This is a genomic window from Paenibacillus sp. FSL H3-0469, from assembly GCF_038051945.1.
Classification (GTDB): domain Bacteria; phylum Bacillota; class Bacilli; order Paenibacillales; family Paenibacillaceae; genus Paenibacillus_AQ.
Genome location: NZ_CP150302.1, coordinates 4,589,405 through 4,616,367, shown reverse-complemented (window position 1 = coordinate 4,616,367; position 26,963 = coordinate 4,589,405). Strand labels below are relative to the sequence as shown.

General features: G+C 53.1%; 26 protein-coding genes and 2 riboswitches. Of the genes, 13 read left to right on the top strand and 13 right to left on the bottom strand.

Annotation, left to right across the window (positions count from 1 at the left end; all coding sequences use genetic code 11):
• Positions 1 to 165: 165 nt before the first annotated feature.
• The 3 genes from NSS83_RS20380 to rpoE all read right to left on the bottom strand — a co-directional run bounded on the left by NSS83_RS20380 (position 166) and on the right by rpoE (position 3,358).
• On the bottom strand, positions 166 to 552 hold the full coding sequence (locus NSS83_RS20380) for a response regulator (protein ID WP_036698896.1): 387 nt from the start codon (positions 550 to 552) through the stop codon (positions 166 to 168).
• A 292-nt stretch (positions 553 to 844) separates the two neighbouring features.
• Entirely contained in the window at positions 845 to 2,452 is a 1,608-nt protein-coding gene (locus tag NSS83_RS20375) for a CTP synthase (RefSeq protein ID WP_341149806.1), read from the bottom strand.
• Positions 2,453 to 2,794: 342 nt separating this feature from the next.
• On the bottom strand, positions 2,795 to 3,358 hold the full coding sequence (gene rpoE, locus NSS83_RS20370; protein WP_036724449.1) for a DNA-directed RNA polymerase subunit delta: 564 nt from the start codon (positions 3,356 to 3,358) through the stop codon (positions 2,795 to 2,797).
• Between the two features lie 546 nt (positions 3,359 to 3,904).
• Between rpoE and NSS83_RS20365 the strand changes: the two genes are divergently transcribed.
• Positions 3,905 to 5,152 (top strand): S8 family peptidase, encoded by a 1,248-nt coding sequence (locus NSS83_RS20365; RefSeq protein ID WP_341346360.1) that lies wholly within the window; start codon positions 3,905 to 3,907, stop codon positions 5,150 to 5,152.
• Between the two features lie 134 nt (positions 5,153 to 5,286).
• Here NSS83_RS20365 and argS read toward each other — a convergent pair whose 3' ends face one another.
• The 5 genes from argS to NSS83_RS20340 form a co-directional block, all read right to left on the bottom strand.
• Positions 5,287 to 6,972, bottom strand: coding sequence for an arginine--tRNA ligase (gene argS / locus NSS83_RS20360; protein ID WP_341183113.1), 1,686 nt, complete (start codon positions 6,970 to 6,972; stop codon positions 5,287 to 5,289).
• Positions 6,969 to 7,412 carry a DUF1934 domain-containing protein gene (locus tag NSS83_RS20355; protein ID WP_341183114.1) on the bottom strand — a complete coding sequence of 148 codons (444 nt, stop codon included), beginning with the start codon at positions 7,410 to 7,412 and terminating at the stop codon, positions 6,969 to 6,971. Before NSS83_RS20355 ends, argS begins: the two co-directional genes overlap by 4 nt.
• Before the next feature lie 115 nt (positions 7,413 to 7,527).
• Positions 7,528 to 8,196 carry a GNAT family N-acetyltransferase gene (locus NSS83_RS20350; protein ID WP_341183115.1) on the bottom strand — a complete coding sequence of 223 codons (669 nt, stop codon included), beginning with the start codon at positions 8,194 to 8,196 and terminating at the stop codon, positions 7,528 to 7,530.
• Between the two features lie 38 nt (positions 8,197 to 8,234).
• Entirely contained in the window at positions 8,235 to 8,903 is a 669-nt protein-coding gene (locus NSS83_RS20345) for a GNAT family N-acetyltransferase (RefSeq protein ID WP_341183116.1), read from the bottom strand.
• 15 nt (positions 8,904 to 8,918) lie between these two features.
• The gene (locus NSS83_RS20340) at positions 8,919 to 9,776 is read right to left on the bottom strand and encodes a carbon-nitrogen hydrolase family protein (protein ID WP_341346359.1); all 858 of its coding nucleotides are present in this window, start codon (positions 9,774 to 9,776) and stop codon (positions 8,919 to 8,921) included.
• A 254-nt stretch (positions 9,777 to 10,030) separates the two neighbouring features.
• On the opposite strand from NSS83_RS20340, the gene NSS83_RS20335 reads away from it, so the two are divergent.
• From NSS83_RS20335 to NSS83_RS20325, 3 genes are all read left to right on the top strand, one after another.
• Positions 10,031 to 12,103, top strand: coding sequence for a PBP1A family penicillin-binding protein (locus NSS83_RS20335; RefSeq protein WP_341183118.1), 2,073 nt, complete (start codon positions 10,031 to 10,033; stop codon positions 12,101 to 12,103).
• 99 nt (positions 12,104 to 12,202) lie between these two features.
• A complete protein-coding gene (locus NSS83_RS20330) occupies positions 12,203 to 12,880 on the top strand; it encodes a DNA-3-methyladenine glycosylase (protein WP_341346358.1) in 678 nt (225 codons plus the stop codon).
• A gap of 267 nt (positions 12,881 to 13,147) precedes the next feature.
• The gene (locus NSS83_RS20325; protein WP_340750394.1) at positions 13,148 to 13,630 is read left to right on the top strand and encodes a winged helix-turn-helix transcriptional regulator; all 483 of its coding nucleotides are present in this window, start codon (positions 13,148 to 13,150) and stop codon (positions 13,628 to 13,630) included.
• An 89-nt stretch (positions 13,631 to 13,719) separates the two neighbouring features.
• Here the strand turns inward: NSS83_RS20325 and NSS83_RS20320 are convergent, their stop codons facing one another.
• On the bottom strand, positions 13,720 to 14,226 hold the full coding sequence (locus NSS83_RS20320) for a YwhD family protein (RefSeq protein WP_340945686.1): 507 nt from the start codon (positions 14,224 to 14,226) through the stop codon (positions 13,720 to 13,722).
• A 104-nt stretch (positions 14,227 to 14,330) separates the two neighbouring features.
• Here NSS83_RS20320 and NSS83_RS20315 point away from each other — a divergent pair, with 104 nt between their 5' ends.
• From NSS83_RS20315 to NSS83_RS20290, 6 genes are all read left to right on the top strand, one after another.
• Positions 14,331 to 16,346: a M1 family aminopeptidase gene (locus NSS83_RS20315; protein WP_341183120.1), complete on the top strand. Its 2,016-nt coding sequence runs from the start codon at positions 14,331 to 14,333 to the stop codon at positions 16,344 to 16,346.
• Between the two features lie 9 nt (positions 16,347 to 16,355).
• Positions 16,356 to 17,189, top strand: coding sequence for a hypothetical protein (locus NSS83_RS20310; RefSeq protein ID WP_341346357.1), 834 nt, complete (start codon positions 16,356 to 16,358; stop codon positions 17,187 to 17,189).
• Positions 17,190 to 17,401: 212 nt separating this feature from the next.
• A riboswitch (cyclic di-AMP (ydaO/yuaA leader) is annotated at positions 17,402 to 17,540 on the top strand.
• Between the two features lie 57 nt (positions 17,541 to 17,597).
• Positions 17,598 to 18,026: a C40 family peptidase gene (locus NSS83_RS20305; protein WP_340946785.1), complete on the top strand. Its 429-nt coding sequence runs from the start codon at positions 17,598 to 17,600 to the stop codon at positions 18,024 to 18,026.
• 387 nt (positions 18,027 to 18,413) lie between these two features.
• Positions 18,414 to 18,556: riboswitch (cyclic di-AMP (ydaO/yuaA leader) on the top strand.
• A gap of 4 nt (positions 18,557 to 18,560) precedes the next feature.
• The gene (locus NSS83_RS20300; RefSeq protein ID WP_341183122.1) at positions 18,561 to 19,052 is read left to right on the top strand and encodes a C40 family peptidase; all 492 of its coding nucleotides are present in this window, start codon (positions 18,561 to 18,563) and stop codon (positions 19,050 to 19,052) included.
• 281 nt (positions 19,053 to 19,333) lie between these two features.
• Positions 19,334 to 19,819, top strand: coding sequence for a GNAT family protein (locus tag NSS83_RS20295; protein WP_036698915.1), 486 nt, complete (start codon positions 19,334 to 19,336; stop codon positions 19,817 to 19,819).
• 126 nt (positions 19,820 to 19,945) lie between these two features.
• Positions 19,946 to 20,302 carry a cytochrome c gene (locus tag NSS83_RS20290; protein ID WP_209879520.1) on the top strand — a complete coding sequence of 119 codons (357 nt, stop codon included), beginning with the start codon at positions 19,946 to 19,948 and terminating at the stop codon, positions 20,300 to 20,302.
• Positions 20,303 to 20,433: 131 nt separating this feature from the next.
• Here the strand turns inward: NSS83_RS20290 and NSS83_RS20285 are convergent, their stop codons facing one another.
• Together NSS83_RS20285 and NSS83_RS20280 are read right to left on the bottom strand one after the other, a co-directional pair.
• On the bottom strand, positions 20,434 to 20,709 hold the full coding sequence (locus NSS83_RS20285; RefSeq protein ID WP_036724424.1) for a 4a-hydroxytetrahydrobiopterin dehydratase: 276 nt from the start codon (positions 20,707 to 20,709) through the stop codon (positions 20,434 to 20,436).
• A 209-nt stretch (positions 20,710 to 20,918) separates the two neighbouring features.
• Complete coding sequence (locus NSS83_RS20280) at positions 20,919 to 21,212, bottom strand: hypothetical protein (RefSeq protein ID WP_341015392.1); 294 nt, start codon at positions 21,210 to 21,212, stop codon at positions 20,919 to 20,921.
• Between the two features lie 203 nt (positions 21,213 to 21,415).
• Between NSS83_RS20280 and motA the strand changes: the two genes are divergently transcribed.
• Together motA and motB are read left to right on the top strand one after the other, a co-directional pair.
• Positions 21,416 to 22,216, top strand: coding sequence for a flagellar motor stator protein MotA (motA, locus tag NSS83_RS20275; protein WP_036724422.1), 801 nt, complete (start codon positions 21,416 to 21,418; stop codon positions 22,214 to 22,216).
• The gene (motB, locus tag NSS83_RS20270) at positions 22,200 to 23,027 is read left to right on the top strand and encodes a flagellar motor protein MotB (RefSeq protein ID WP_341183123.1); all 828 of its coding nucleotides are present in this window, start codon (positions 22,200 to 22,202) and stop codon (positions 23,025 to 23,027) included. Before motA ends, motB begins: the two co-directional genes overlap by 17 nt.
• A gap of 74 nt (positions 23,028 to 23,101) precedes the next feature.
• Here the strand turns inward: motB and NSS83_RS20265 are convergent, their stop codons facing one another.
• Entirely contained in the window at positions 23,102 to 23,803 is a 702-nt protein-coding gene (locus NSS83_RS20265; RefSeq protein WP_339252725.1) for a pseudouridine synthase, read from the bottom strand.
• Positions 23,790 to 25,997, bottom strand: a complete 2,208-nt coding sequence (locus NSS83_RS20260; RefSeq protein WP_341346356.1) for an ATP-binding protein — start codon at positions 25,995 to 25,997, stop codon at positions 23,790 to 23,792. The genes NSS83_RS20265 and NSS83_RS20260 overlap by 14 nt, the downstream gene beginning before the upstream one ends.
• 432 nt (positions 25,998 to 26,429) lie before the next feature.
• On the opposite strand from NSS83_RS20260, the gene tadA reads away from it, so the two are divergent.
• A complete protein-coding gene (tadA, locus tag NSS83_RS20255) occupies positions 26,430 to 26,930 on the top strand; it encodes a tRNA adenosine(34) deaminase TadA (protein ID WP_341348752.1) in 501 nt (166 codons plus the stop codon).
• Positions 26,931 to 26,963 lie beyond the last annotated feature (33 nt).

Here is a 26,963-nt window from a genome sequence, read left to right as displayed (position 1 = left end):
CGACATCACATACAGGCCTATTATAGCACATCCTGTGTTAAATACTAAATAGGATACACAAAAAAATGTCCCGGTGGGACGATATTCAGCCAACCCTTTGCCGGCGGATCATTTCCTCTTTTAGCGTATCCATAACAGGATGTCCCCAAACTCTATTTTTCTAAGCTAGCTGCATTGGTCTACTGATTTGTTGTGCAGGTGCATATTGACGGCAACACGCATCTCATCGATATCAAACGGCTTGGTAAAATGCATCAGGGCTCCCAGCTTAGTCGCTTCCTTAATCATGTCGAGCTCTCCGTAGGCCGTCATCATAATGACCTTGATCGCCGGATTAAGCTCCTTCAGATGCTTGAGAATCTCGAGTCCGTCCATCCCCGGAATTTTCATATCCAGCAAGACCATATCCGGCGATTCGTTCCTGACAATGTCCAGCGCCAATTTCCCGTTAGCTGCCTGAAAGGTGGCATAACCTTCACTATTGAATACTTCCATGAGAAGAATCCGGATTCCATTCTGATCGTCGACGATTAACACTTTCTTCTTTTCCATACGATACCCTCCCAGAGTTTAAGGCAGATTGTCCATACCGCGCCCTCTCAACAGCTAACGGCCCCGCTTCAACTTAGTCTATACGAAACCTATTATTCGTGCTTTGCAGCCAAAATCCTGCTAATTGGCTAAAATGCGTAAATCTATGCCATATAAAGGAGGAATTCCGCTGAAAAAGCGGGAATACAGTCCCCTTGCATTCCGGGAGCTATTGTGTAAAGGAGGTGTTTTCAAAAAAGAAGCTCCCTTACCGGGAGCTCCCACAGGCCTGTGTGGCCTAGTCATTCTATAATTACATTTGCTCGGAATGTGTAAGTGAGGCTTTGACAAATTCACGGAACAGCGGCTGCGGACGGTTCGGACGGGAGGTGAATTCCGGATGGAATTGCACAGACAGGAACCACGGGTGACCCGGCAGCTCGACAATCTCCACCAAACGTCCGTCAGGGGAGGTTCCGGAAATAACCAGACCTGCCTTCTCCATCTCATCACGGTAAGCATTGTTGAACTCATACCGGTGACGGTGACGCTCATAGACCAGCTCATCGTCATAGCAGGACATAGCCAGGGAATCCGGCAAAAGCTTGCAAGGATACAGACCGAGGCGCATCGTGCCGCCCATATCTTCGACATCCTTCTGCTCTGGCAGAAGGTCAATCAGCGGATGCGGAGTCGCAGGATCGATCTCGGAGCTGTTCGCTCCTGCCAGTCCCAGCATGGAACGGCCGTACTCGATGACAGACACCTGCATTCCCAGGCAAATGCCGAAGAACGGGATGGACTGCTCCCGCGCATAGCGGATGGCCGAGATCTTGCCTTCGATTCCCCGGTCGCCGAAGCCGCCTGGAACCAGAATGCCGCCGATGCCGCCCAGCAGCTCGTCCACATTCTCATCGGTCACCAGCTCTGCATCGACCCACCGGAGCTTCACTTCGGCATTGGAGGCAAATCCGGCATGGGACAGGGATTCAACCACACTCAGATAAGCATCGTGCAGCGCCACATACTTGCCGACGATAGCAATCTCAACGGTACGCTCCAGCTTCTGAATCCGCTCCAGCATGCTCTCCCATTCACGCATATCCGGCGCAGGAGTAGTCAGCTTCAAGTGGTTGACGACAATCTCATCCAGGCCTTCGTCGCGCAGATTCAGCGGCACCTCATAGAGCGTCGAGGCATCGCGGCATTCCACAACGGCGTTCGCATCGATATCACAGAACAGAGCCAGCTTGGCTTTCATATCGTCGGTGAGCGGATATTCCGTACGGCATACGATCACATTGGGCTGAATCCCGATGCTGCGCAGCTCCTTGACACTGTGTTGGGTCGGCTTTGTTTTGACTTCTCCGGCTGCTTTGATATAAGGAATCAGGGTCACGTGAATGTACATGACATTCTCCCGGCCGATGTCGCTCTTGATCTGACGGATCGCTTCCATGAACGGCAGACTCTCGATGTCGCCCACAGTGCCGCCTATTTCGGTAATGACTACATCAGAGCCGGTCTCACGGCCCGCACGGAAGACACGTTCCTTGATTTCATTCGTAATATGCGGGATAACCTGCACGGTTCCCCCTAAGTATTCCCCGCGGCGTTCTTTGCTGATGACCGAGGAATAGATTTTGCCTGTGGTTACGTTGCTGTTCTTGGACAGGTTAATGTCAATAAACCGCTCGTAATGCCCAAGGTCAAGGTCTGTCTCCGCCCCGTCATCAGTCACGAATACTTCCCCGTGCTGATAAGGACTCATTGTTCCCGGGTCCACGTTAATGTAAGGATCGAATTTCTGGATCGTTACCTTGAGACCTCTGTTCTTGAGCAATCTGCCCAGCGAAGCAGCGGTAATGCCTTTGCCAAGGGAAGACACAACGCCACCCGTTACGAAAATATACTTTGTCACTGTAAAACCCTCCTAAATAAAGTCCAGAAATTCAGGGGACGCTTGCCTCTTATCGTATCCCTTTTTTCCATCATCCAACCGGGGAACCCGAAAGTTGCTTCCACTCGCCAAAATTCAAGGCCGGCAGCCTGGAAACCGCGGAAAACCGCAGCTTCTTGGCATACAAATTAAGCGAATCCTATCCATCTTATCTTGTAAAAAAACAAAAAAGTGACACCCGTAGACCCGGGGCACTTTTTATTTTAGAAAACAATATTAACTTTCATTATAAGCCCATGCAATAGTTTACTCTGAGCGTCCCGCCCCTGTCAAGGGAGGAATTGCGCCGCTGCAAAGACTGTTCTAAAATTTATCTTCCTCGTCCTCATCGTCGGCATCGTCTTCTTCGCCGTCTTCGGAATCTTCATCATCCGATTCGTCTTCGTCAATGTCGTCTTCATCGATGACCACATCTTCGTCAACTTCCTCTTCGCTGTCGTCGTCGGAATAGAGGTCGTCGCGATCTTCATCAATCGCATCGAAATCCTCTTCCTCAGCAGCATAATTCTCTTCTTCATCGGTAAAGTCGTCATCTTCCAGATCGTCGTCTTCATCGTTGATGATCCGCACACGCTTGGTGTTGCCGACAGGGTCATCGGAGCGTTCGAGCGGGTACCAGCGCTTCAGGCCCCACAGGTTGGTTCCGACACAGGCAAAACGCCCGTCAATATTAATCTCGGTATATAGCTGGGCGATCGTATCTTGGCTCTCTTGATCGGTCAACCCGCGCAGCTTGGCAACCTCCACCATCAGATCACGGTAGTAGTAAGGCGTATTGGCTGCCTTAAGCACCAGGAAGGCCAGGTCTACCATCGGCATTTCTTTTACTTTCTCAGGGTCCAGCTTTAAATTGAGTGGCGTACTCACTAAAGGACACTTCCTCTCGCGCATTGTTCACATTAAATCATGCTTCGTTCATGATATCCATTAACAAAACTAAGTAAAACCTATTTGCGGGTAAATTGCAAGTCTATTGCAGCAAGATCGGGGAAACAGAATCCGCGGCCCTGGCGCTGGCAGAAGGCTTGTCCGCCTGGACCGGGCAATAAATGGGATGAGCATGAAGAGACTTATACAAGTGGAAACGGCTTTACTGTCCTAATTAAAGGGCGGTACCGTTTCAGCGAGTAATAGAAGGATAAGTTATCGTGTGAAACCTATATATTCTTATACTTTTCCCCAAAAAGGCGGAGGGGGTACCCCTCCGCGCATGACTGTATCCACGCCAAGGATCGGCTCCTTACGGGATGTTGCAGGGCGCCTCGCGGTTCCCTCTGTTTATTTTATGTCAACTCCAGCCTTTTGACACGATGGGCAGCCTATTTCGTTAAAAAAGGGCAAGTTCCCATTCGGACGCCATCCCCCTTTCATACAATATGTCAGCACGGCACCGAGGAGGGGACGGCGTAACCTATGGATTATTACGGATTTTGGCAGATGCTGCTTGAAGAAATGAAGGCTGCCTCCAAAAGTGCACCACGGCACATTGTGACCTTCAACGACCCCCGCATGTATGCCGGCGCATTATCACAGTGGAAAGCTCTGAAGAGTAAGAAGCCTGGCCTGCGGCAGGTTCAGGTCTCTACCCTGATCCGGGCTTTCTTCGTGCCCGCCGCAGGAGCAGAGCGGCTGATGAACCGTTATGCGGATTCCCTCTGTATAGAAGAAGACCACCGGATTAAAGTCCACTCGCCCCTGGCGGACAAAAGCGGTTCCTCTCTGATGCCCTGGGGAATCAGGGCCATCCGCGCTCCGCAGGCCTGGTCCAGATCTACTGGCGTGCATGTGAAGATCGGCGTCATCGATACGGGCGTCGATTTCCGCCATCCTGATCTCAGGCATTCCCTGGCCTCCGGGATCAACCTGCTGAACCGCGGCATGATGCCGCTGGATGACAACGGCCACGGCACGCATATTGCCGGCACCCTGGCGGCAGCCGGGGGCGCGCGCAACATGATGGGCGTAGCCCCCCGGGCGCTGCTCTATCCGGTCAAGGCCTTCGACCACAACGGCTCCGCCTATGTGTCGGATATTGTCCTTGGCATCGATTGGTGCGTGCAGAACAAAATCGATATCATTAATATGAGCTTCGGGATGAGGAACCGGAGCAAGGCTCTGCATGATGTGGTGATCAAGGCCTACCGGGCCGGGATCGCCATCATCGCCTCCTCCGGCAACGACGGCAAGCGCGGCGGGGATTACCCCGCGCGCTATCCGGAGACTATTGCCGTAGGCGCCCTTGACAGAAGGCAGCGCGTCGCAGCCTTCAGCAACCGCGGACCGTACATCGATGTGTACGGCCCGGGCGAGGGCATCCCCTCCTGCTGGCTGCGGGAGGGGTACAAGGAAATGAGCGGCACCTCCATGGCGACCTCCCATGTCACCGGTGCCGCGGCCCTGCTGCTCGCGCTGCGGCCGGGGCTGTCGCCCCGCGAGCTGAAGCTGCTCTTGCGCCGCACCGCTTCGCCGGTGCGGCTGCGCAAGGGCCAGCGCCGCTCGTCGCTGGGCGGCGGCGCGGCCGATGCGCTGCGGCTGCTGCGCGTAGGCATCCGGGCCCGGCGCGGCAGCGGAAGCGCCGGCAGCGGAGCCGGTGGCAGCGGCGGCGCTAGCGGCGGCGGAAGCAGCAGCGGGGCGAAGGCCGCTGCTATGGTGAAAGCTTAAGGGCAGGCCTAAGATGTGGATGCCTTGGCGCAAGTGGAAACGGCTTTGCTGTCCCTGTAAAGGACGGTACCGTTTCAGCGGGAAATAGAAAAACGCCGCCCCCATAAAACAGGGGCGGCGCTTTCCAAGTAGAGTTACATCCGGTCCGGTGCGGTAACACCGACCAGCCGCAGGACGTTGGCAATGGCCGTCCGTGCAGCGCCCAGCAGGGCAAGGCGGGCTACCGTCTGAGCGGCATCCTCAGTAATTACGCGCTCTGCCTTGTAGTAGCTGTGGAACAGCGAAGCCAGATCGTATACATAGCGTACCAGGCGGTGCGGCGCATAGCCCTCGGCGGCAATGGTGATCTCCGCAGGCAGCTCACCGATTTTGCGGAGCAGATCATATTCATGTGCGGCAGTCAGCTTGCTGTAATCAATCTTGTCAGCATCCGGCACTACAATCCCTTGCTCCTCCGCTTGGCGGAATATGCTGCAAATCCGCGCATGTGCGTACTGTACATAGAATACGGGGTTCTCATTGGATGTCGAAATCGCCAGATCCATGTCAAAGTCCAGGTGCGAATCCATGCTGCGCATAGTGAAGAAGTAACGGATCGCGTCGATTCCGACTTCCTCCATCAGGTCTTCCATCGTCACGGCCTTGCCGGTACGCTTGGACATCTTGACCTTCTCGCCGTCCTGGAACAGGCTGACCATCTGGGCGATCAACACCACGAGCTTCTCGGGATCATTCCCGAGCGCCGCCATCGCCGCCTTCATCCGTGGAATATAGCCGTGGTGGTCGGCTCCCCAGATGTTGATCATCGTGTCGTAGCCGCGGCCGTATTTGTCGCTGTGATAGGCGATATCCGGTGTGAGGTACGTATACGTGCCATCGTTCTTGATCAGCACGCGGTCTTTATCATCGCCGTATTTGGTGGTCGCAAGCCAGGTGGCGCCTTCCTTCTCATAGACTTCTCCGCGCTCGCGGAGCTCATCCAGCGAACGCAGCACTTCTCCGTTCTCATAGAGGGAGGTTTCACTGAACCAGATATCGAAGTTGACCCGGAACCGGCTGAGGTCGCGTTTGATTTTGTCGAGCTCCTTGGCAAGCCCGTAGGTACGGAAGAATGCCGCCCGGTCGCCCGGTGTCATAGCGAGCAGAGAATCGCCCTTCTCCGCCACCAGCTCCTTGGCGAAGCCCTTGATATCCTCTCCATGATAACCGTCCTCCGGCATCTCGGCCGGCTGGCCGAGTTCCTGCAGGTAACGGGTCTCGATGGATTTGCACAGATTGGCGACCTGGTTCCCGGCATCGTTAATGTAGTACTCGCGGGTCACGTTGTAGCCGGCATAATCCAGCACGTTGCACAGGGCATCGCCGACCGCCGCGCCGCGGGCATGTCCCAGATGAAGGCTGCCGGTTGGGTTCGCGCTGACGAACTCCATTTCTACACGCTTGCCCTGGCCTATGTTCACACGGCCATAACCTTCACCCTGCTCGGCCACAAGTGCGATCACGGGGTAGAGATAGCTTTTGGACAAAGTGAAGTTAATGAAGCCCGGTCCGGCAATCTCCGCCTTCTCAATAGAAGCACGGCCGGTATCCAGATGCTCGATAATAGCCTCGGCGATCTGCCGGGGATTACGCTTAGCGATCTTGGTCAGCTGCATCGCAGCGTTCGTAGCCATATCTCCATGGGCCTTGTCCTTCGGCACTTCCAGCACAATGGCCGGCAGCTCTTCGCGGGACACCAGACCTGCGGCTACAACCGCATCGGCGATGGCCTCCTTCACCCGTTCATGGGCAAGCTGGAGCGGATTTAAAGATTGTGTCATGATTGTGGTTCCTCCTGTATATTCAAACTTATAGCGAACTGTCCTGATATTTCCCCGTATACGTAGAGATCATATTCCCATGAAACGGCAAGCGATCTTCCTTCGCGCTTGATGTCCAGTGTCTTCGTGTCTGTGGTGAGATTGAACTGTGTATAAGGCGAGCGGTAGAATCCGGGCAGCGGTTGCCCCGGCTCAAAGGACTGCTCCGACTGGACAGCGCCATGGCGGATCAGCTTGATTCTGCCCTCTGAAATCTTCAGCGTGTTGCGTACCACGGCCGCTGTGCCTTCGGGTCCGGTCTGCTGCTCTTCATAAATGATGTACAGCGACTGCCCCTTGGCAATAGCCTCTCCTGCAGCATGAACCACACTGCGCTCTGTACCCTGCACACTCTCCAGCGTTACCGAAACGCCGTATTTGCCTTGCGGTCCTTCAGTCATCACACGTTCCCCGCTTATTCGTACTTGTAATCATAGAGGTCATATTCGCTTTCCCATTGTACACTATATCCAGATCAGGAGGGCAATTCAATCGCTTTTTCATCTGCCCCTGCCCTCACAGCGGCAATAACGCCACACTCTCCCTGCCGCGAAGCCGGCTGATCATCGATGTCCAGGCTTCCGGCTTGTCCGCAAGCACGGCGTAATAACGGGTCAGGAAATCGGCCACCAGCGGTGCCGCGATGCTCTCCAGCTCCTCATCTCCGGGCATGAAGCAGAGGTCCAGACCGGACACCGCCTCGCCATCCCCCTGCCAGGAAGGGTGGACATAGGGAATATCTATTCTTTTATAGCCCAAATGCGACAGAACTTCACGGCGGACGTACGGGTCCATCGGCTTAATTCCGCCAAAATCATACCCCACACGATACGGATCATAGATCTCAGCGAACATCCCCAGCAGCTCCGTATGATTCTCAGCCGCCAGCTTCTCCAGATCCTTCAAGCGTTGACGCGCCAGAAAACGGCCAATGCCCAGCCCCTCACGGCCAATGATGGTGAAATCGGTCATCGCCACATTCCAGTCGGCATAATACCGGTATTCGGTAGTACCCACAACCTTCCCTTCATGCACTGCAGCGAACACACGTATTCCCGGATCGGCAAGCGGCTCCTTCCACAGGCTATACTCCAGCACTTCCTCAGGCGGAAATACATCCGACAGCAGCTGATGCACCTCTCTGAACAACGGGTCTGTGATATCTGTAATTCTTCTATATTCCATAATCAAGGGATCTCCTCCAGGTGATAGGCTGTATTCATTTATTTAAAAGGATTCCGCCATTCCATCAGCGCTGCGTAATTCCCTGATTCCTCGTCCTCCAGATAGCCCGCGACCACACTAACCGGAGACCGGCCGCACCGCAGCAGAAAAGTAATCACCGGATCAGACCAGCTTCCGGCGACGACCCCGGCCAGATACTCTTCCGCTGTCAGCTGACCGGCCACCCTGTGATAGCCCGGCATCCGGCCTGCTCCCAGCAGCCGCTCCAGCTTCAGTTCCACGACCACATGGTATAACGACTGGACCAGCTCCTTGCCCAGACCCAGCTTGCGGTATTTGGGACGGACACACAAATCCGCTATGTACAGCGTATTCCCGTCTGGCTGATGCGAAGTGAGGTATCCGTCTGCCGTAACCTCTGACCACGTATGATGAAGCGCCGGCGCCTCCGGGTCGAAATTCATCAGGAATCCGGTAACCGATCCGGCCAGTTCCCCGTCCACCTCTACACATAAGGCCCCTTCCGGAAAAAACGTCACGTGATTCAGCAGCTGCTCCCGGTTCCACCACAGCTCCGCAGGATAAGGCGGCGGGAACGCCTCGGACTGAATCGTAATCAGCTCAGTGAAGTCAGCTTCCGTATAGGAACGGATCACCGCAGGCACCGGCGTCTTGCCGTCCAGAGCGTAGAACTTCTTATAATACATACGTTAGTCTCCCCCTTACGTCCAGTCGGTGTACAGGTCGGTGCGGCGGTCACGCCACGTGGTTACAGACCCGTGTTCCCGGACGCGGTACAGCAGCTCCAGATCCAGATCGGCAGTGATGATCATATCATTGTTGATCTCTCCTTCGGCCAGCAGACCCTGCGGAGGGAACGGAATGTCATTGGGTGTAATTACCGCTGCCTGACCGAAGTTGGCCCGCATCAGATCAACGGTAGGCAAGGAGCCAACGGTCCCTGTCAGCACCACGTAGACCTGATTCTCGATAGCCCGGGCGTGGCTCGTATATCGTACCCGGTGAAAGCCGTGACGGTCATCCGTGCAGGACGGGCAGAAGATCACATCTGCGCCTTTGGCCCGGGCCATGCGCACAATCTCAGGGAATTCAATATCATAGCAGGTAAGCATGGCAATGGTCCCATGGTCTGTCTGGAATACCTGAAGCTCCTCACCGGCCCCCATATTCCAGCCCTCTACCTCGGCAGGGGTAATATGCAGCTTGGCCTGCTCGGCAATTCTTCCGTCCGGGTAAAAAAGATGGGCTACATTATATAGCTTGCCGCTGCGCCGCAGCACATGGGTCCCCCCAATAATATGTACCGCGTACTTCCTGGCGTACCCGGAGAACATCTCCAGGTAACGGTCGGTGAACTGCGGCAGATCCTCTATCCCCAGCGCTTCCCCGTCCCCGCCTCCGATCGACATCAGCTGTGTCGTAAGAAATTCTGGGAAGAGGATAAATTCAGCGCCGTACTCTCCGGCCGCCTTGATATAGTGCTCACACTGGGCAGCAAACTCCCCGAAGGAAGAGATGGTGTGCAGATGATATTGTACAGCAGATACGCGAAAAGCCATGGCGGCATTCCTCCCGGGCATGATAGTTACATGCAATCTCATAAGTATCTAAAATTTTACCATAACCGTTCACAAAATCACACATGGCGCAGAGGACGCATGCTCCCCGGTTCTCCGCCTGGTTCGACAAGATCCGCTTTCTCTGCCAATGGTGAATATCTCTTCTCATCCTTTCCCATAATGAGGATACAAGCAGCGGCAGCCCTCTTGGTGCCAGCCTGCGTTACTGCTTGAATTCGAAGGAGCCTGATACCATGACGCGCGATTCCGCCACACCCAAAGTCCGCAAACGCCGATTCCGCCTGCTCTTTCGGCTGCTGGTTGTCTCCGCCCTGCTGTTCGTGCTGGCCGCCGGCGCTCTGCTTGGATACCTATATCAGAAGCCGCTCCCCCCGCTCGGGGATGATGTCCGCTCCAGACTGCTTGACGCCAGGGGCAATGTGATGACCACCTTCACTACAGACGGCCGCAGCCGCGAGCCTGTTGAGCTTAACCGGATTTCCCCGCTGCTCATCAAGGCTACGCTGGCTGTGGAAGACCGGAAATTCTATAATCATATCGGCTTTGATCTGAAAGGCATGGGGAGAGCGGTACTCGCCAATCTGGAGGCGGGCAGACGCACGCAAGGAGCCAGTACCTTAACCCAGCAGCTCGCGCGCAATCTGTACCTGACCCATGAGAAGACCTGGACCCGCAAGGCTAAGGAAGCGCTATATACCCTGCAGCTGGAAATGAAATACTCTAAGGATGAAATCCTGAATATGTATTTAAATGAGATCTACTACGGCCACGGCGCTTATGGAATCGAGGCTGCGGCCCGGATGTACTTCGGCAAGGCTGCCGCAGATCTGGATCTGGCGGAGAGTGCACTCCTGGCCGGAGTGCCCAAGGGACCCACCTATTATTCTCCGTATAATCATCTGGACAGCGCCTTGAAGCGTCAAGGCATCATCCTGGCCGCTATGGTCGATACGGGGGATATTACGGAATCGCAGGCACAAGAGGCAGCTAAGGAGCAGCTGAAGCTAAGCCCGCAGGGTCAAAAGGATACCACGGTGGCTGCACCCTATTTCCGCGATTATGTACGCAGTCTTGTGATCGACAGCCTGCATATCAGCAGTGACGAGCTGGACCGGGGCGGGCTAAATGTCTATACGACACTTGACCCGGATATGCAGCAGGCTGCGGAAGCGGCGGTGGATCAGGGCATGGACCACAGCAGCGATCTGGAGACGGCCCTCGTCTCTGTTGATCCCCGCACCGGCTATGTGAAGGCTATGGTCGGGGGTACGAATTACCGGACGAGCTCCTTCAACCATGCGCTGGCGAAGACGCGCCAGCCCGGCTCTTCCTTTAAGCCAATTATGTATTTGGCAGCTCTGTCGACCAAAGAAATGACAGGCTTATCCGTCTTCAACAGTCAGCCGACACTGTTCCATTATGATAACAACCGCAAGACGTACCAGCCCCGGAATTTCGGGGATAAATATCTGGGAGAGATTAATATGCGGCAGGCCATTGCCGCGTCCGACAATATCTATGCAGTGAATACTATTATGAAGATCGGGGCTGATAAGGTCGCCGCTATGGCGGCCGCCATGGGGATTAACAGCCCGCTGCAGAGCGTTCCTTCTCTGGCGCTAGGAACCTCGCCTGTCAGCCCGCTGGAGATGGCCTCAGCCTTCGCAGTGATTGCCAGTGGCGGAGTGAAGCAGCCGGTCACTGCGGTCCTGAAGATCACCGATGCGGGCGGACATCTTCTATATGAAGCTCCGCAGCCTGAGGGTCAGCCCGTGGTTGAGCCGGCAGCGGCTTACGTACTAACCCGGCTGATGGAGGGGGTCTTCGAGAGCGGAGGCACCGGGAACCGGGTGGCCTCGATGATCAAGCGTCCGGTGGCCGGCAAGACCGGCACTACAGATACAGACGGATGGATGGTAGGCTTCACGCCTGAGCTCTCAACCGCCGTCTGGGTCGGATACGATAAAGGCCGTGATATTGCGACCACCGACGGCAGACGGGCAGCACCTATCTTCGCCGGATTCACGGAAAAAGCACTGGAGAATGTGCCGCCGAAGATTTTCCCCATTCCCGATGGCGTAGTCAGCGTATATATCGATCCGCTGTCCGGCATGCTGGCTACAGCAGACTGTCCGGAGAAAAAGCTGGAGACCTTCATCAGCGGCACAGAGCCTACCGGTTATTGTGACCAGCATAGCTCCGGTGAACCCGGCACTTCCGGCAGCACCGCTCCTCCGGGTTCTGCCGACCCGGTAAAGGAAGAGCATTCCCTTTGGAATAATATCAAGCGCTGGTGGATGAACTAACCTGGGATTGCCGCCCCCCGCTGCCCTGCGTTACGATGGGGAGACCGGCAGAGGCGTACGCCCGCCTAACTCCGCCGCAGGAAGGTGTGTCACCCATTCATGAAGCCGAATCATTCCCCGGGCCTTGAGCCGGAAGCGCCACAGCTGCTGCAGCCTGAGCTCTATAAGCTCGCGGCAGTTGAAGCAGCGCCGCGTCTTCTTGGCCAGCATCTGGTCCGCCGCACGGAAGACGGGGACATCCGTTGCCGCATTGTAGAGACCGAGAGCTACGGAGGTGCCGAGGATAAAGGCAGCCATGCGTATGGCAGCCGCCGGACCGCCCGGACGGAGGTCATGTTCAGCGCCGGAGGTGCAGTGTATATATACCTGATCTACGGCATGTACCATTGCCTGAATGTCGTAACTGCCGCCCTGGATGAGCCGCATGCCGTTCTGATCCGGGCCGTAGAGCCGCTTACGGAGAGAGATGCCGAGCTTATGAAGGAATACAGGGGAGTTGCCGTCAGGAAGCCCTCGGACCTCTCCGGCGGGCCGGGCAAGCTGTGCCGGGCGCTGCGGATTGACAAGAGTCTTAACCATTCCAGATTCGATCTGCCGGAAGGCCCGCTGAGCATCGAGCAGGGGGAAGACCCGGAGTCCCTGGATATTGTCCAGGCCCCGCGCATCAATATTCCTTATGCGGAAGAGTATGCCGGGCTCCCCTGGCGCTTCTATCTGCGGGGCAATCCTTATGTCTCGGTCAACGATCCGCAGGCACAGCCCCACAAGCTGTTCTAAAGACCTATACTGCTGTTTCGGCTGTGGTATATTGGGTATTAATAAGAGAACCCTAATCAGCCTCTCCCCTGGGACTTCCCAGGCGGAGAGGTTTTTCTTGTATTTTTGATCTCCGCATTCTCAGTCGCCAAAAAATGATAAACACTCCTATAAAATGACAATAAATCCCCCTATTTGTATACGCTTCCCCCGTTCTCTTAACTTACAATTACTGCTATAATCATATATATCTACAAAAAATATAATGATGTAAATGAGGGACATGGGATGAAAGATACAGGCATGATCCGAAGCTTAGACAGTCTCGGAAGAATTGTGGTTCCCGTAGAAATCCGCATGACACGTAATATTGACATTGGGGATCCTATCGAATTTTTTATACTGGATGAGGATATCATTGTCCTCCGAAAGTACACCTCCACAGAATGCACCTTTTGCAGAAGTCTTGATCATGTGACCTACTATAAGGATCAGTTCATTTGCAATACCTGTCTGAAGGAGTTAAGTGACCCCGATCGCGGATCAGAACCCATCCATGCCTCCCCAAGTTCAGCAGAAGAGCATCCCGAGCCAGCCCGCGGGGGACGGAGAAGCAAGACCGAAGAAATGAGTCTGCGTCTTATGAAAGCGATCGAAGATCATCCTTATGCCAACCAGAAGGAGCTTGCCGAGGTTCTCGGCATCAGTCAAGCCAGAGTCAGCCAGCTCAAGCGCAAGCTGAACACTTCCGGCAGAACAGACCCGCAGTAACGTTATTCATTCATTCATCCCTGCTTAGACATCAGATAAGGCTTGGCCCCGCTGGGGCCAAGCCTTAATTTTTTGTTCAAATGCAAGTTCTATTCCGACAGTGCGGCCTTCAGCTCCTCAGGCGAAGCGGCCCACCACTCTTCATTATGAGCCATCAGCAGGGATTTCAGCGCTGCCCGCTCGGTACTTCCAAGTCCATCCAGAATAAGCTTGCGCTTCAAGGCCGCGTCCAGCTTATTGACATGATCCGCAAGAATCTTCCAGCCGCGGCGCGCTTCGGTGTCAATCCACATCTCACAGGCGGTAATTCCGCCGTAGAACTGCCCCTCCGGAGTACGGTCAACGGCGACCCATACGACCCATACCTGTCTTCCCGCCGGAACATCCTCCCGGTTCATAGAGAATTTAATTCCCTTCTCCACTTTGCTCTTGGCATGCATGGCACCGATATCGATAACAGCGATACCCTGATCAATAATGACAGGCGATACATTGTTCAGATCAATCGAGCCTGCACCGAAGCCTTTATGCTTGGCTCTGGCGTTCACAATATTCAAGGCAATTTGTTTTTTGCCCTCCGGTTGTACGTTATCCACATGTGCACATCCTTTCCATTCACTAATTATTTAATTTTAGCTAATAATGCGGCGATTGCAAACATATACATCCCGTAGATGCTTGTCACGGGAGGAATCATAGTATGAAGCCACATTCATTAAGGTATACCCTCATCTTCGCAGTACTGGCTGTCCTCACCTTGCTTGGAGGCGGAATATGGTTTCTGTCAGGGCATAGCCCTGCCGTATGGACTGCCTCTGTTCCAAAAGAGGCCAAGTCCCCCGCCGTTATCCCCCGGCAGCAGCCCGTGCAGTCCGATCTTTCCGATACGATCTACACATCGGAGACAGAAGCTTTAAGCCAGCGCGTGGTTGAATATCACCTGGATGTGGAGCTCCTGCCCGATAAGGAGACCCTGGTCGCCTCCGAGACGCTTACCTGGACCCACCCGGGTGCAAAGCCGGTTCAGGAGCTCTACTTTCATCTGTATCCCAATGCATTCGCATCCGCCAGCACCACCTTCATGAAGGAGTCCGGAGGTACGCTTCGCGGTGACACCATGCCTGCAGGAGGTTACGGGAGCATTACGCTGACAGATTTACGGACCTCCGAGGGTGTCTCGCTGATGCAGCGCACACAATACGTGCAGCCGGACGACGGCAATGTCAATGACAGAACACTGCTCAAGGTCCATCTGCCGCAGCCGGTGAACGGCGGTGAGAGCGTGACGGTAAGGCTTAAATTTGAGGTCAAGCTGCCCAAAATTTTCGCCCGGATGGGAACCGCTGACGACTTCGTGATGGCCGGCCAGTGGTTTCCGAAGCTTAGCGTCTACGAGCCTGCCGGCAGAAGAGGACTCAAGGAAGAAGGCTGGAACCTGCATCAATACCACGGCAACTCCGAGTTCTACAGTGATTTTGGGATTTACAATGTAGCGATTTCTGTCCCGCCCGAGTATAAGGTCGCCGCAACCGGGTTTCCGGTGAGGGACGCCAAGGTTGTAAAGGGGCGCAAGATCTATCAATTCTATGCAGATGACGTCCACGACTTCGCCTGGGCGGCATCGCCTGATTTCGTGGTTGCGGAGAAGGCTTTCTCCGCCCCGCAGGTGCCCGGGGTGAAGATTAAGCTCTATTTGGACCCGCTGCACAAGCATCTCCAGGAACGTTACTTCCAGGCGGCTGAGGCTGCACTGACGGCATTCAGCAAGTGGTACGGCCCTTATCCCTACTCAACCTTGTCGATTGTTGTCCCGCCGGAGTCCGGCAACGGAGCCGGAGGAATGGAGTATCCGACCCTGATTACCGCCTTCGGCGCCACGGATACTTCACCAGGCACTTCCCTGGAGCGCACAATCATCCACGAGATCGGGCACCAGTATTTCTACGGTCTGGTGGCCAGTAATGAATTCGAAGAAGCCTGGCTTGATGAGAGCTTTACCTCTTATGCCGAAGACCGGCTGATGGAACAGGAATATGGTGTTGTCTCTAGCCTCCCGCTGCAGTCCAGCCTGGTGTCCTCCTCACAGCCCCTTAAGCTGGAGACCTGGAAATATACTGGTGATGATGCCTACACACGCAATGTGTACATTCGCGGCAAGCTGGTGCTGAAGGATATCGAACGGATCGCGGGGACCAAGAATATGGATGCCATCCTCGCCGCTTATGCCCGCAAATACCGCTTCCAGCATCCGTCCACCGCCGACTTCCAGAAGGTTGTGGAGAAAGTGACCAAGCAATCCTGGCAGACTTATTTTGAACGGTATGTCTATAGCGGGGGTGCACCCGACTTCGCAGTTGATGATATCAGGCTCACGGTCAAACCGGACAACAGCGATGGCGGGGGCAGCCGCTATAGCGCTGTGGTCGATGTAAGCAATAAGGGCAGCCTGTACCCCGATGTTCCCGTTAAATTCACCTTCGCAGACGGGTACACTGTGCAGCAATACTGGAATGGCGAGGGTAAGGCAACCTCCTTTGAGTTAGCATATAAAGCGCCGCTGGTCTCCGCAGAGATCGATCCGGGGCATTCCATTCTGCTGGAGAGCAGGCATCTAAATAATTTCAGAATGGCGGAGCTCGAGCCGCGTACACTCTCCCGCTGGACGCTTAGCGCATCTGCTCTGCTTGAAACCCTGCTCGGAACTCTTGTCTGGTGAGGTGAAGGAATGGTGAAAAGTTCAATTGCCCGCGGTTGGATCAGCATGAAAGAGCAGTTCTATATACTGATTCTGCTATTTATCTACCGGCTGTTCTGGGGATATTTCCTGTACAAATTCATTAAAAGCGCGGTTGTCCCTGTCCTGCTCCGCTACCCGGATGCAAATGCCGGCGGCAGCGGAATAGGCAGGCTGCTGTATTATATCGAAGGGCAGACCGCGCTGCACACCGACCCTGCCGTCCAGCACTGGCTATGGATGCTGCTGGCGCTGACAGTGCTAAGGCTGCTGGTGACTCCCTTTATCCGTGCAGGGCTGCTGCACGAGCTTCACCAGGAGCGCGACGGAGCGCGGGGACTGTTCTTTTTTCCCGGAATGAGAAAATATGGGCTGCCGGTGCTGATGTTCAGCCTCGCTGAATGGGCGCTAACCCTCCTGCCGCTCTATTGGCTGCTTCCGCGTATGTACCGTCATCTGCTCAGCGGCGTTCTCGATGTACAGCTCCTGCTCAGGCTGGTGCCTTATGTAATGGGCTGGCTGCTCTATCTCTTCCTTGTCCGCAAGCTTCTGCTCTATATGCAGTTCGGCTATACCGCAGGTACCGGCATGTTCTCCTCGCTGCTAATCTGCCTGAAGGTGCTGATGCCTTCGATCGGTATTTCCGTCATTCTGGGGGCGGGAAGCCTGGCCGTAATTCTGCTCTGCAGCGCCTCTGCTCTGTTCTATCCCGGATTGCCGGCACTTATGCTCCGCCAGGCAGCTCCGCTGCCCTCCACGCTGTTGAATATGTGGGGAATCGCTGCCCAGTATCACCTCTGGTCCAGTAAATCATTTCCACAATAATAAGCTGCTGAAGCGGCATACTAAAGAGAGTCACAGCCCCTTATCAGGGAGCAGGACTCTTTTTTGCTTGAACCGGAGGACAAAAGCATTTGCAAAAGGCTAAATCCTCTGATACAATGATGGCTGTACTAGTAGTAACAAACTTGTAATATTTAAAGCAAAATCTTCCGTAACTATTGCAATTTAATCAATGCCGATAAGTCACTGTTCTGGTGCACAAAACGCCGAATTCCCTGCACCGGGAAGTGGGGGAACCATATTTTGGGTGAATTGATCTCGCTTTAGAGGGGTCATAGGGGAACCTTCTACCGAATCCTTAAGCTAACCTCGCAGGCCCTGGAAGGAGTACATCTTTTGATTAGTCAGAATTTCAAGAAAAAATGCACCGCAGCAGCACTAGGTCTTGTGATGGTATTCACACTCGGAGCAGGCAGTGCCTTCGCAGATTCCAAAATGGATACTGTGATTTCAAAAACCATTGGGACATCTTATAAAACCGGGGGCACAACCACCAGCGGCTTCGACTGTTCCGGATTTACCAAGTATGTATTCAAAAATGTCGGGCTTACCTTGCCCCGTACCTCCAAAGCACAGTACAAAGTTGGAACAAGTGTATCCAAGAGCAATCTGCGTTCCGGTGATCTCGTGTTCTTCAATACCCTGGGTAATGGAGTGTCCCATGTCGGTATTTATGTTGGAAACGGGAAGTTCGCACAGTCCTCAAGTTCACGTGGTGTAACCATCAGTTCGATGAGCCAGTCCTACTGGGCCAACCGTTACGTTGGCGCCAAACGAGTAATGAGCACAACAGCCTACCAAGCTGTCGCTTACGATTGAACCCTTGAAGCATACCCCGAATATTTCCGCCTCTAACAACTAAATGTAACTTATACGAGCCCGGGATGATTATTGCCGTAATCATTTCCGGGTTTTTCCTTTTCCTTATTCTACCTTTTACCCGAATCCACAGCCTTGAAACAGCATTTTATTGCAAAAACAAAGAAAAAATCATATAAAATAATCCCTGCGCATAGATATGAGTCTTTCGAAAGGGCTATAACTCTAAAAAACAGCAAAAAAGATGCATTAATATGTTATAAGTGATTGCCAAGCGCATTAGTCTTTGTTACAATTATCGCAGTGAGCTTTTAGTAACATTTTTGTAATTATTGAATCGCTTTTAACAAAGGTTTTGTCATGTATTGAATGAACCGCTAATCCTAATCAACAGTCGTGCCGAGTTCCCTAATGAATTAGGGAAACGGGGGAACCACTTTGGGTGAATTGACCTCCTATTCTAAGAGGGGTCATAGGGGACCTTCAACCGAACCCTTAAGCTAACCTCGTAGGCATTGGAAGGGGTATTTACTTTTGAAGAAGAAGCTAGCAGCCGCAGTACTAAGCTTGTCCATTATCTTCACCATCGGAGCAGGAAGCGCTTTCGCGGATTCCAAAATGGATAAAGTGATTGACAAAGCCATCGGAACCAAATACGTGTCCGGCGGTACATCAACTAACGGGTTTGATTGCTCCGGATTTACAATGTATGTTTTTGATAAGATCGGCATTAACCTGCCCCATCAATCCGGCTCCCAGTATCAGATGGGCACTGCCGTGTCCCGTGACGAGATGAGACCGGGCGATCTTGTATTCTTTAATACCAATGGTAAAGGCGTGTCTCATGTCGGTGTTTATGTCGGTGACGGCGAATTCGCCCATGCCTCTTCCTCACGTGGTGTAACCATCAGTTCGCTGAGTGACAGCTATTACGTCAACCGTTACGTTGGCGCCAAACGAATCATGAGTACAGATGCTTACAAGAATGTAGCTTCGGATTCCCAAGACAATGATGATGTACAATAATCCTTTGTAACCAAACGCTCTTTTCCGAGATTTTTGCCGAAATCTTGGAGAAGGGCTTTTTTTTGTCTATAAAATTACTTACCCGCCTCTATATTTGTAAAACACCGATTCTGAACTTTCGGAAAATAATTATTGGCGTTTGTCAAGTTTCTGCATTTCCGCAAGGAATTTGCGTCGAAACTAGCCGTTTTTGTATATAATTAATATTAAGAACAAGCAGAAACGGCTTTGCCGCCTCTTTAAAGGATGGTACCGTTTCGTCTGGAAGGAGGCCTCGCCTAATGATAAGCTCCCCGCTAACCTTTTATGTGGTGCCTATGGAGCCGCAGCATGCCGCTGAGATCTGTGAGTGGAGCTACAAGCCTCCGTATAATATTTACGGCTGGATGTCCTGGGAGCAGATGCAGGCGCTGGGCGTGGAGTTCGGAGACCCGCAGCTGCGAAGTGAGCAATATGTATCTGTAGTGAACGGACAGGGGGATCTGTGCGGCTTCGCCCAGCTCTTTCCGATGGAGGGGGTAGTCCGGCTTGGTGTTGGAATGCGGCCCGAGCTGTGCGGTCACGGCATGGGGCATCTGTTCATGAAAGCTATTGTTCAGGCAGCACGGGCGCGTTACCCGGAGCGTGAGATCGACCTGGAGGTGCTGACCTGGAACCAGCGCGCCATCCGCGCTTACCAGAAATGCGGGTTCACTATAACGGATACCTATGAACGCCGCACTCCGACCGGCAATAAGCCTTTTTATTGCATGGTCTATGAGGAATAGCACCGGAAACAGATTGTTTTGCAAAAAATGGATCATTTGTGTTCATTTTTTTGACACACATACTATGATAACGCTTCACCATCCGCTATAATGGAGTCAGCAGCTTACATGGAGGGACGGATGCAGATGCAGAAATGGATCATGAGCGGTTTGTTTTTTGCCGCCTGTGCCTTTGCAGTAATCTTAATGTTTACCTTACCCGGTAAATCCGAGGTAGCCGAACAGAACAAGCCGACTATGCCGGAAGTTGTGCTGGACGCTGCGGGCGCAGAAGCCACAGTGAAGGCCAATTGTATCTCCTGCCACGGTGACCAGCTTCAGGGCGGGGCGGGACCCAGCCTGCAGCAGGAAGGCGCTTCGCATGACGCAGCTCAGATTTACAGCATAGTCACCAAGGGCCGCGGACAGATGCCTTCCTTCAAAGACAGGCTGGCCCCTGAAGAGATTGCCAATGTAGCTCTATGGCTGGCGGAGAAGAAATAATCCGCATCCTGTACTAACACCATGCTCCTCATTCCAAATGTATAATGCCCGTGACTAGGATAACGAATGATCCTTGCACGGGCATTTCTATTATTCAGATATTCCTGTTGTCTTCATAGGGGCCTTGTCCTCTAGCGGGTCTTCTCGAATGCCTCATTAAATTCATGCGCCTGGCGGAGATCAAGCTTCTCCACATCTGCAGCCAGCCGCAGAACTACCGTCTTGTAATCAATAGTGATATGCGGGTGATGGTCAAAGGCCTCCGAAATTGTAGCTACCTCATCTACAAAAGCAATCCCCTTCATATATTCACTGAACATATATTTGCGCACCAGCCTATCCCTCTCCAGCTTCCAGCCCTCAAGCTTGCCGATCTGCTCCTGCAGTTGTTCCTCAGTTAATTGCAATTCGTTTCCTCCCTTGCTAAGTTAACGGTTTCTTGAGCCTGCTCTTTCCTTCAAATAAAACATCCCTCAGCTTCTGAAAGTCCAAGGGATGTGCCAGGCCAAAGATTTTTGATTAAATGTATTCTGACATCCCGGCAATTAGTACTCCACTTCCAATTTTAACATGGCCGGATGCCCGGGACAAACCCGCTGCCGCATTTTCCCCTGCTTTATACAAGAACGACCGAAGCCAAATCCTCATCACCCAGCAGAATATTAATGCGGTGTGTTTCTTTATCGTACATTACAACTCCGCTGCCCACCTGAATGACCGGCTCATTGCCCAGCGCGTAGAACAGGTCTTCCGCAAGCGCCTCCCAGACCTCCTGCCTTGATTCCTCCGGCAGATTCGTCCACTCTTCAGGCTCCATTTCAAAAAAAATGTACCCGTCTGAAATCCGTCCAACGGCTCCTGTCAGTTCAACCAGAATTTCACCGTAATCTCTGCCATGCTTAACTCCCACATCAATCACTCCGTTTTCTTCGCTGATGAATAATAACCTACCTTATCTATTATAGCCGAAAAAATCACTTCACAAAAAAGGGAATGATGTCGATAAAGAAGAATATACGTGATTTGGTTACGAACAGAGTGTTCTCCCGCGGTTCAAGGACGAATTACGCGGTTAGTCGATCACTTCTTAATTCTCATGGACGAGGTGCATAAATGGAAATCTCAACAATTCTAGGCCTGGTTTTTGGTCTGATCGCAGTAATCTGGGGGATGATACTCAAGCATGCTCCGCTTGCAAGCTTGAACAACCCCGCTGCCTATGTCATTATTTTTCTTGGCACGGCTGCCTCCATCTTCATGGCCTTTCCGATGTCGGAAGTCAAGAATTTCCCTAAGCTGTTGAAAATCCTTTTTACGAAGAAAAAAATGGTCGGCAAGCCCGAACTGATTACCATGTTTATGGAATGGGCTTCCATTACCCGCCGCGAAGGGCTGCTTGCCCTGGAGTCCAATGTCGATGAGATTGAAGATAACTTCCTCCGAAACGGCATGCGGATGATTATTGACGGAAACGATCAGGAGTTCGTCCGTGATGTATTAATGGAAGATATTCATGCCACTGAAGACAGACATAAAGCCGGAGCCTTGATTTTCTCCCAGGCCGGGATGTACGCACCTACGCTGGGGGTACTCGGTGCTGTTATCGGGCTGATTGCCGCCTTGGGGGATATGAGTAACATGGACGTCCTGGCCCATGCGATTGCCGGTGCCTTCATTGCAACCCTGCTCGGGATATTCACCGGTTATGTTATGTGGCACCCTATGGCGAACAAGCTGAAGCGGATATCCAAACGCGAGATTGAAGTCCGCCTGATGATGGTGGAGGGCCTGCTCTCCATTCAATCCGGGGTATCTACCATTGCCATTAACCAGAAGCTGTCCGTCTTCCTGACTCCGTCCGAGCGTGCCAAGCTGAGCGAGAAGGAGGGGGCTTCCAGTGAGCAAAAAGACTAGGCATGAGGAACATGAAGAGCATGCCGATGAATCCTGGCTGCTTCCCTATTCCGATCTGATGACCCTGCTCGTTGCTCTGTTCCTTGTTATGTATGCCATGAGCGCTACGGACGCCGTGAAATTCCAGCAGATGGCTGAAGCCTTCAATTCAGCACTCAGCGGCGGCGGCGGCGTCCTGGAGTACCGGTCGGATTCTCCGACCAACACCCAGCTGGACCAGGGCAAGCAGGATAAAATGAACAGCGTGATTGCCAAGAATACCGGCACCTCCGATCTGTCCAAGCTCCGTGCCAAGGAGCAGGAAGATCTGGAGAAGCTGAAGAAGCAGTTCGACCAGTACATCAAGAACAATGGAATGACCGATCTGCTTAGCACGAAGCTGAATCAGTCCCAGCTGATGATCACGATTAGCGATAATGCCCTGTTCGCTTCGGGACAGGCTGTAGTGAAGGATGAATCCCGCCAGTTGGCCAAGTCGATCTCCAACATGCTCCAGCAATTTCCCGATTATGAAGTGCTGGTACAGGGACATACGGATAATATCCCGATCTCCAACAGCATGTACTCCTCCAACTGGGATCTCAGTGTAGCCCGGGCCCTTCAATTCATGAAGATCCTTCTGCTAAATCCCAACCTGGACCCGACGAAGTTCAGCCCGACCGGCTCTGGCGAATATCATCCCATAGCCAGCAATGCTACGGCTGCCGGGCGGGCCAAGAACCGCCGGGTAGAAGTGTCCATCCTTCGTAAATATAAGGATGCTGCTGCCGAGACTACGGATGTCTCTCAGTTGGCCGCTCCCGGCAAATAAAGAAAGAGCTGTTCTGAAGGGCCTATCCGGCCCGTCAGAACAGCTCTTTTAGTTTGCCCGCCGCTCCCGGCAGCTTATTGCAGCTGATAGTTCAGCATAGCTCCCAGCTCTTGCTTCTCCTCTTGAGACAGCTCCCGCCATTCTCCGGTCTTCAGCGCGCCAAGGCGGATATTCATTACCCGGATACGCTGCAGCCGCCGCACTTCATAACCGAAGGCGCTGCACATGCGGCGGATTTGCCGGTTCTTGCCTTCGGTCAGCACGATACGGAATACCCGCTCACTAATCCGCGTAATCTCACAAGGCAGTGTCTTGCTGCCCAGAATTCTCACGCCGGTGGACATACCGGTCAGGAAAGAAGGCGTAACGGGCCGATCTACAGTGACTACATATTCCTTCTCATGCTTGCCTTCCGCGCGCAATATTTTGTTAACAATGTCACCGTCATTGGTTAGCAGAATCAATCCCTCTGAATCCTTGTCGAGCCGCCCGATCGGGAATATCCGCTCCTCATGCCCTATGAAATCGACAATATTGCCTTGAATATGCGCTTCTGTGGTAGAGGTAATGCCCACCGGCTTATGAAGCGCGATATACACGATCCTGCTGCCCGTCTGAAGCGGCTGGCCGTCAATCAGCACAATATCTCCGGCTTCTGCCTGGCTGCCCAGCATAGCGGGCTCACCGTTGATGGTGACCCGTCCTCCCTCAACCAGCTTGTCTGCTTCACGGCGTGAACAGTAGCCTGTCTCACTGATGAATTTATTGATTCTCATGTTCGTCTTCACTCCGTTCTATATTCATACCGGCCGGAGGTACTTGCTCCTTCGCTTCAGGCAGCTTGATGATTACCTGTGCCCCCCGGCCATACTCGCTTCTAATCTCCAGGCTGCCCTTATGGGCCTGAATGATCCGTTGGCTGACCATTAGGCCAAGCCCGGTTCCGGACTCTTTATTCGTAAAGAACGGCTCCCCCAGCTTAGGCAGCATATCCTCAGGGACGCCTCCGCCCTCATCTGTAATCACAATAACGACAGAATCCGCCTGCTCCTGCTGCTCCACGGTAATCGTTCCCCCGTCTGGCATCGCTTCTATTGCATTTTTGATCACATTGATAAATACCTGCTTCAGCTGATTCTCTTCACAATGCACCATGGCGGGTACTCCCGAGAAATGCGTGGTGAATTCAATACCGAACAGGTGGGCCTGACTGTCCAGCAGCGAGATGACATCGCCGACAATATGCCGCAGATCCCTCTGCTGGAAATGAACCGCCTGCGGCTTCGCCAGAATCAGGAACTCACTGACAATCATATTGATCCGGTCCAGCTCCGAGAGCATCAGATCAATATGCAGCGGAACGAGAACCTTCTTCTCCTGCTGAAGCTGCAGGAAGCCCCGCAGGGTGGTCAAGGGATTGCGGATCTCATGGGCAACGCCTGCCGCAAGCTGGCCGACTGTAGTCAGCTTCTCCGAGCGTCTAAGCAGCTCCTCAATCCGGTTGCGCTCGGTCATGTCACGGGATACATGGACAACAGACTGCGGGTTGCCCTCTTCATCCCGGATAACCGAGCTGCTGACGCTGACCTCTACCAGGGAGCCGTCACGCTTCAGCCTGACAGTCTCAACAGGCGACAGAGATGCTCCGTCCTTAAGCTGCTGCAATCGTATACTCTCCTGTTGCTGCACGGTGGCAGGAACCAGATAAGGCGGCTTGACCAGCGCATCCGCAGCACCCCATCCATAGAGGTCCTCGAAGGCTCTGTTCGTACTGATGATCCGTCCCTCCATATCCACGGTGTGGATGGCATCTGAAGTGCCGTTAATCACTGACTCCAGATGCTCCTTCACCGCACGGTTCTCCTCCAGTGTCTGCCCCAGCCGGTTCGTATGCTGCAGCAGATGTGAGGTCATCGCATTGATGCGCTGGGCCAGCTGTCCAAGCTCATCACGGCTGGATACATTAAGCGGAGGCTCAAATTTTCCCTTCGCCACATCATTGACCTTAGCCAGTATATCCTGAATCGGGCGTGTAACTACACCGGCCAGGACATAACTGGCCAGAAGGAAGATAATCAGCAGCAACACCGAGGTAGTGATATTATTGAACAGCTGCTCCCGGATGACCGAGGAGATCGCCTGGTAGTCCATGACTACACTGATCACATAATCCGCGGCTCCCGGGCGCTTAATCGGAATGAAGCTTTTGAGCACTCTTTTACCCAGCGCCTTCGTATCCAGCGTTACCGGCTCGCCCTTATTCAATGCTTCACGGATAGCCGCCTTGTCCTCTGTAATATTGCCATATGAATAGGTGCCGTACTGAATAGGACGGTTCCGCAGCTTCGTGTTCTTGGGATCTGTGCCATCAGGCAGCATGCTTGAGGCTCCGAAGGTCTTCGGATTAATTCCCGTAATCTCCAGAATCCCGGGATTTACAGCTTTGGATTCCTGGATGATCTCATCAGGACTCATAATTTTGACATAATCGCTTACCGCTGTACTCCGGACGAACGGATCTATGATATAATTGCGGGCCCCGTCATAATAATAGCCCCATTTATCAATATACTCCGGATTGGAGGTTGAATATTCAAACGGCCCGGACCAGAAATTCTCCAGGGACTGCCCCTGATCGACAGATACGCGCTGGCCTGCAAACAGCTCCAGAAAAGCCACATACCAAAAACCCATGCCCTTGGTCGAAAGTCCAATCTCTGCAGGATCTGAAGATTTGGCTACGATAATATCATCCGCAGTCTTCACCAGCAGCGAGATATTCGACACCCCCAGCTTGGTGGATAGCGCCTTCAATTGTTGATTAGTAATATTCCTGATATCCGGGTCCAGCTCATAGGACGCCAGAATGGCAGTCAACCGCAGGTTCTGGGCAATTTTATCCTGCACGTAATTCGAGCTGTAGCCGCTCTGCTCCACCGATACGGCAACCTGCTTCGCAGTGATCTTCATGTTGCTTACGCTCTCATTACGCAGATTATTCCGGGCAGCATAAAGATTGAGTGTAAGATTAAGCATCAAGATTAAGAGCACCGAGCCAAAAATAATCGCTGATAGTTTCGTTTTTATGGACAAGCGTATTGTTCACCTCTTATCCGCTGGTAAATCCTAGCGGGCATTCAACATAATCATACCTTTTGCCCTTCCATTTGAAAAGGCCTTTCCCTACAGCCGGGCGCTGGCAGATATTGAATTATCGGGACACTTTCTCTACAATAGGTAAGAAACCATCCACAGGTTATGCACATATAAACATTTTGCTAAATCGCGATGTGCACAATTTTGTGTATAAGTCGGTCGTTATCCACAGAGTTATGCACAATTTGTTAAGAACGAATATTTGTTCGTTGGACAATGGGCATAGAAGAAGGGAAGATGCATTTGATTACCAGGCTTGAAGAACTGCCGCCGGAGGAGCGGGCCATTCATGAACATTGGATGACAGAAGCGATAGGAGAAGCCCGCAAGGCTGAGGCCTTGGGCGAAGTACCGATTGGTGCCGTGGTCGTCCACGGAGGCCAAATTATTGGCCGCGGATATAATCTGCGTGAGACAACGCTCGACTCCACTGCCCATGCAGAGATGGTGGCGATCCGGGAAGCCAGTACAGTCCTGGGCTCCTGGCGTTTGCTTGATTGCCGGCTCTATGTTACCCTGGAGCCTTGTCCCATGTGTGCAGGGGCGATGGTGCAGTCCAGGCTGCCGCTTACCGTGTATGGCACGCCAGACCCCAAGGCCGGCTGTGCTGGGACCCTGATGAACCTGCTGGAGGAGTCACGCTTTAACCACCGCACAGAGGTCATCCAGGGCGTGATGCAGGAGGAGTGCGCGGAGCTGCTGACCTCCTTCTTCCGCAAGCTGCGGAAGCGGCCTGCGAAGCTCTAGAAAGTCCATTAACATATTATACTTATTAGGAGA